Genomic DNA, 5576 nt, shown 5'->3' with positions numbered 1-5576 from the left:
GAGTAGCCGGTGCCGAAGTCGTCGATGGCGAACGGGGTTCCCTGCTCGGCGAGGGCGCGCATGGCCCGCGCCATGGGCTGGAGTTCCTCACTGAAGCCTCGCTCGGTGATCTCCAACTCCACCTGCGGTTGCGCCAGGCGGGCCTCGGCGAGGGCCTGCCGCAGCCGGGGCGCGAAGTGGGGCTCGAGCAGCTCCTGCGGGCTGATGTTTACGGCCACCGGTGGCACGGTGATCCCCTCGTCCATCCAGGCGCGGACCTGGCGGCAAACGGCCTGCAGGATCACCCCGGTGAGCTCCTCGATGCGCCCGGTGCGCTCGGCGAGGGGGATGAACTCGCCCGGCGAGATCCATCCGAGTTTCGGGTCGTGCCAGCGGGCGAGGGCCTCCATGCCGGTCATGGCGCCGGAGGTTAGGTCGAAGCGCGGCTGGTAGTGCGGCTCGATGCAGCCTTGGTCCAGCGCCTCGTCGAGACGCTGGACGAGGTGGATCTGCTCCGAGACCCCGATCCGGCCGGTTCCGTTCTGGACCACCCGGACCCGGCTGGCGCCGTGCTGGTTGCTGGTGAGTAGGTGGAGGAGGCTGGTGAGTTGGTCGAGGCGTTCGCCGTCATCGGGAGCCTGGACCACGCTGAGTGCGATGGTGGGACGGATCTGCTCCATGCCGGTGGTGATCGGCTCCTGGAGCGCCGCTGCGGCTCTGGTGCCGATGGTCTCCGGATCGCAACCGGGGGCCGTGGCCGGCGCCCAGACCAGGATTTCGTTGACCTCCCAGTGCCCGAGGCTGGTCTGCTCCGGCAGGGCGGCCCGGAGCCGGGCGGTGGTGGCGGCGAGCAGTCGGTCTGCCGAGGCCGTCTGGCCGCTGGCACGCAGGCCGGCCGCATCCTCGACGTAGATGCTCATCAGGGCGAGGGGGGCGGGGTGCTCCCCCTCAGCGGCGGCCTCGAGCAGGGGCGCCACGCGGCCGGCCGTGCTCGCCCGGGTGGGCAACCCCGTGGCCTCGTCGAGGCTCGGGTTCCGGGCCGCGGGGCTGCGGGCGGCGCCGCCGGTGAGGTGGATCTCGACGACGCGGGCAAGCTGGATGAGCCGGCACTCGTCCTCCGCCGTGAACGCCCGCGGGGCGTAGTCGATCAGGCAGAGGGTGCCGAGAGCGCCGCCTTCCGGGGTGCGCAGCACGGCCCCGGCGTAGAAGCGCAGGAAGGGCGCCCCGGTCACCAGCGGGTGTTCCCGGAACGCGCCGTCCTCGGCCAAGTCCGGCAGGATGAGGGACTCCTCCCGCTCGATGGTGTGGGTGCACACCGACTGGTCGCGGGCCATGTTGAAGGCCGGGGCGTGCCCGGTGCCGGCCAGCGAGCGCTGCGCCTCCGCCTCGATGAGGTGGATGCGGACGATGGGGACGTGGAAAAGCTCCTCGGCGAGCGCCAGAAGCTCTTGCAACGCCCGGGAGGCGGCGGCCTCGCTGAGCTCTAGGCCGCGCACCTGCCTCAGGCGCTCCTCCTCGCTGATCTTCGTCTCCATGGCGGGTCTCGGCGTCTCTGCCTCGGTTGTGCCCTCAGTTCATTCCACACATGCTACTTAAAAAGGCTGGAGCGCGCCGCGTTCGGCATGGGCGCGTCTCTGGAGAGCCTCCCCGCGGGCACTAAGCTCCTCGGTTTGCTGGCGTAGTTCCTGCCAGCCTCGAGCGAGTTCGACGATGGCTTCCAGATCCTGTGTCAGCTCCAGGGCTTCCTGTTGCAGCAGGGCCTGCTCATCCGGTAGCCCTCGTCCCTCGACGAACAGGGGTTCGCCCACGACGCCGCTGAAGGCCTCATAGCGCTCGTTGAGTTCCTGGGCCTCGTCGAGCAACGCCTTGGTATCGGCATGCAGGGCCCGCGCTTCGGTGATCAGTTCCCGTACCTCTGCGCGGAAGCCTGGGGGCGCAATCCATGTCAGAGCTCCAGCTCGGGGGAGGTGTTCCCCGGCCTTATCCAGGCGCTCCGCCCGGGCTTCGAGCCAGCTGTCAAACTCCTCAATATCCTCCTCGGTCTCATCGCCGAGGACCATGCGCTCCACGCCGTAGCCGAGGTTTTCCCCGAGCCGTTCGACGGCGTAAAGGGAGCCGATCAGGCCTGCCCAGACGACTAGCAGGGTGGCTATGACCGTCAGTAGCGTTCGCATCCTGTCCTCGAGTGGCCGCTCTAGATGGGTCTTTTGCGGATCCGCCGAATGCCGTGAGGCAATGCATGCCCATGAGGAAGTGGGCCGGCTTCCGGCGGCAGGCTGCGTTGCTGACTTGGGAGAGAGAAGGTGGTGGGCCGTGCAGGATTCGAACCTGCGACCAGCGGATTAAAAGTCCGATGCTCTACCAGCTGAGCTAACGGCCCCGAGAAGCGCACATTTTAACCAAGCCGCCGGCGGTAGGGAAGCGCCCGGCGGCTATTCGTCGTCGGACATCAGACGGCGAATCTCCGCGACCCGCTGCTGAGCCAGGTTGGCGGCAGTGGTATCCGGGTGGTCTGCCTGCACCGCCTCGAGCTTCTCGCGGGCGTCCTCCAGTCGATCCTCCTCGAAGGCGATGTAGCCGAGCTTCAGGCGGGCGTCCGGCACCTTGTCGCTGTCGCCGTACTCGTCGATTACCCGTTCGAAGTGTTCGCCGGCGGCCTCGAAGTCGCGCTCGGCGTAGTACGTCTCGGCGATCCAGTAGACGGCGTTGGCGGCGTAGTCGCTTTCCGGGTCGGCTTCAAGGACGCCACGGAAGCCCTCGCGGGCGTCCTCGTAGAGGCCGTCGCCGAGCTGGCGGAAGGCCGCCTGGTAGAGTTCCCCGGCGTCGGCGTCCTCTTCGTTGGCCTCGCTGTCCGGGCCGTCGAGGTCGGGGATGGGGACCTGCTCCTGCTCCTGGGCCAGCCCGCGCTCCTGAAGCTCGCGCAGCCGGTCGTCCAGGTCGGCGTAGTGTTCGCGCTGGCGTTCTTGGAGTCGGCGGACCTGGCGGTCGAGGCTCTCGATATCGCCCCGCAGCTCGCGGTTTTCCTGCTTGATGCGCTCGACGTCGCGGACCAGTTCGGCGAGTCCGCGTCCGTCGAACAGGTCCTCGAGGCGGTCGAGGCGCTGCTCGACGTCCTCGGCCACGGCAGGCGCGGCGAAGGCCAGAAGTACGGTGATGGTGGCGATCTTTCGCATAGCCGGTGTACCGCGTTAGCGCTCGTAGAGCAGCTCCGCGCGGCGGTTTTCCGCCCACGCGTCTTCGTTGGATTCGTCGATCAGCGGGTCTTCCTCGCCGTAGCTGACCACCTCGAGCTGGTCCGAGCGGGCCCCGTTGGCGCGCAGGAGCCGTTCGACCGCCTCGGCGCGCCGCTCGCCCAGGGCCAGATTGTACTCCCGCGAGCCGCGCTCGTCGGTATGGCCCTCGATGGTCATCCGCTCGTCGGGGTGCTCGCGCAGGAACTCGGCATGGGCCTCGAGGACCGGTATGTCCTCGTCGCGGATGTCGCTGGAGTCGAAGGCGAAGTGCACGCGCCGGGTCGCCAGCGGGCTGTCGGGCTCATCCAGGACGGCGGCGTCCAGCGGGTCGTCGGGGTCCAGCCCCTCGGCGCGTGCCCGCTCCAGGCGTTCTTCGTCGGCATCGCTCGGGTCTTCCAGGGCCTCGGCCTCGGTCGGATCGAAGTCTTCCGTTTCCAGTTCGGTCTCTTCGCCGGGTGCGGTCTCCGGGTCCTCGATCCAGTGGGCGCAGCCGGCCAGCAGGGCCAGGCTGGCTGCCAGCCCCAGGGTGCGCAGGGGGTGGAGCGCGACGTTTCGGTGGCTTCTGGCGGTCATGGTGTCTCGTCCTCGCAGGTGGTTTACCAGGCCGGTTCGCGTACGCGGGTATCCGGTCGTTCGGTGGACTCCAGTGGGGCCACCGCGCCGCCGATGACCGAGGCTGTGGCCAGTCGCTGCCCCTCGGTGCCGCCAGCGGTGTAGATGACCAGGTCACCGTTGGGGGCGAAGCTCGGCGATTCGTCGGCCGGCCCGTCGCTGATGATCTGCACCGCCTCGGTCTCCAGATCCTGCAGGGCGATATAGTACTGCCCGTCGTGGCGGTGAACCATGGCCATCCGCTCACCGTCGGGTGAGATGCTCGGCCGGGCGTTGTACGCCCCCTCATAGGTGACCCGTTCGGTCTCGCCGCCATCCGGCGTGGTGCGGTAGATCTGTGGCCGTCCGCCCCGGTCGGAGGTGAAGTAGATCCACTCGCCGTCGGGGCCCCAGGTGGCCTCGGTGTCGATGGCCCAGTGGTCGGTGACGGGGCGGACCTCACCGCTGGCCAGGTCGATCAGGTAGATGTTGGCGGCGCCGTCGCGCGAAAGGGTGACCGCCAGCCGGTCGCCGTCCGGTGACCAGGCCGGGGCGCTGTTGATCCCGCGGAAGCTGGCTACCTGCTCGCGCTCTCCGGTGCGGATCTCCTGGACGAAAACCTCCGAGCGGCGGCCTTCAAAGGAGACGTAAGCCAGGCGGTCCCGCGACGGTGACCAGGCGGGCGAGAGCAGTGGCTCATCGGAGGTCAGGATGGTCTGTGGCCGGTGTCCGTCGGAATCGGCTACCACCAGTCGATGTTGCCGGCCCTCGCCGTCCTCGCGCTGCTCGACTGCGACGTAGGCGATCCGCTTGGTGAAGGTGCCCTCGCGGTCGGTGATCGCCTCGTAGATGCGGTCGGAGATGGTGTGGGCCAGGGTGCGCAGGTGGCGCTCTTCGGCGCGGTAGCGCCGGCCGTCGGTCCGCTGTCCCTGGAAGGCGTCAAGGAGTTCGAAGCGCACCTCGTAACGGCCGTCGGTGGCATTATCGATGCCGCCGACCACCAGATGGTCCACACCCTGGGCGCGCCAGGTGGAGAAGCGCACGTCCTCCATGCGCCCCGGGGTGGCCACCAGGTCGTCCTCCGGCAGGACGTCGAAGCGGCCGGTGCGGGCGAGGTTGGCGGTGATGATCGGGGCGATCCCGGTCTCCGGGTCGGCGCCATCGGCGCGCTGGAACGGCACGACGGCGATGGGGGTGGCGCCCTCGATGCCGCCGATGATGTCGATCACCACGTCATCGGCGCTGGCCTGCCCGGGCAGCATCAGCAGGGCTGCCAGGTACACGGTGCTCCATACTCGGTTCAGTCGCGTCACGGCTTAACTCCGGTCCGGTGCGAATCGGAAGGTTATGGTCTGCATGCGCTCCTGCAGCGCGGCCTCGTCGGGGAAAGGCACCGGCGAGGCGGCCTGGACGGCGCGCTCGACGGAACGGTCGAAGCCGGAGTCACCGCTGCCGCTGACGACCTCGACCCGGCGCACGTCGCCGCTTCGCGAGAACGACACCCGGATGACCGCCTCGAGCCCCTCGGGCGTGCCGGTGGGGCGTCGCCAGTTGCGCTCGACAGCCTCGGCGATCGCCGCGGTGTAGCGCTGCTGCTGCCCCTGCAGCCGGCGTTGCTCCTCGGCCTCCTGGCGGGCCGCTTCCTGGCGCTGGCGTTCGGCTTCGAGTTCCTGCTGGCGCTGCGCCTCGCGCTCTTCCGCCATGCGCTGGCGGATCTCCTCGCGAAGCCGCTCCTGCTCTTCCGCCCGCTGCTCGGCTGGATCCGGCTCGGGC

The 5576-nt window shown here is 69.2% G+C and carries 6 protein-coding genes and 1 tRNA gene; all 7 read right to left on the bottom strand.

Features of this window, described 5'->3' with window-relative positions; all coding sequences use genetic code 11:
* Positions 1 to 1514: sensor domain-containing phosphodiesterase (locus LRA98_RS12435; RefSeq protein WP_238640851.1), on the bottom strand; the 1514-nt coding region annotated here is incomplete at its 3' end.
* 57 nt (positions 1515 to 1571) lie between these two features.
* Entirely contained in the window at positions 1572 to 2153 is a 582-nt protein-coding gene (locus tag LRA98_RS12430; protein WP_238633658.1) for a hypothetical protein, read from the bottom strand.
* 130 nt (positions 2154 to 2283) lie between these two features.
* Positions 2284 to 2359, bottom strand: a tRNA-Lys gene (locus LRA98_RS12425).
* Positions 2360 to 2411: 52 nt separating this feature from the next.
* Positions 2412 to 3152, bottom strand: a complete 741-nt coding sequence (gene ybgF / locus LRA98_RS12420; protein ID WP_238633657.1) for a tol-pal system protein YbgF — start codon at positions 3150 to 3152, stop codon at positions 2412 to 2414.
* Between the two features lie 15 nt (positions 3153 to 3167).
* Entirely contained in the window at positions 3168 to 3785 is a 618-nt protein-coding gene (gene pal / locus LRA98_RS12415; RefSeq protein ID WP_238633656.1) for a peptidoglycan-associated lipoprotein Pal, read from the bottom strand.
* A gap of 23 nt (positions 3786 to 3808) precedes the next feature.
* Positions 3809 to 5086 carry a Tol-Pal system beta propeller repeat protein TolB gene (gene tolB / locus LRA98_RS12410; protein ID WP_238640850.1) on the bottom strand — a complete coding sequence of 426 codons (1278 nt, stop codon included), beginning with the start codon at positions 5084 to 5086 and terminating at the stop codon, positions 3809 to 3811.
* A gap of 33 nt (positions 5087 to 5119) precedes the next feature.
* A partial coding sequence (locus tag LRA98_RS12405; RefSeq protein ID WP_238633654.1) for an energy transducer TonB occupies positions 5120 to 5576 on the bottom strand: 457 nt, incomplete at its 5' end.

Origin of the sequence: Halorhodospira sp. M38, assembly GCF_022227985.1 — a bacterium.
Lineage (GTDB): Bacteria > Pseudomonadota > Gammaproteobacteria > Nitrococcales > Halorhodospiraceae > Halorhodospira > Halorhodospira halophila_A.
Note: the sequence above shows the minus strand (reverse complement) of the source record. Positions and strands in the feature narration are given on the sequence as shown.

What these genes read in the sequence shown, in the direction of transcription:
- LRA98_RS12430 (WP_238633658.1), bottom strand. Translation starts at nt 2,153, where the DNA reads ATGCGAACGCTACTGACGGTCATAGCCACCCTGCTAGTCGTCTGGGCA.
- ybgF (WP_238633657.1), bottom strand. Translation starts at nt 3,152, where the DNA reads ATGCGAAAGATCGCCACCATCACCGTACTTCTGGCCTTCGCCGCGCCT.
- pal (WP_238633656.1), bottom strand. Translation starts at nt 3,785, where the DNA reads ATGACCGCCAGAAGCCACCGAAACGTCGCGCTCCACCCCCTGCGCACC.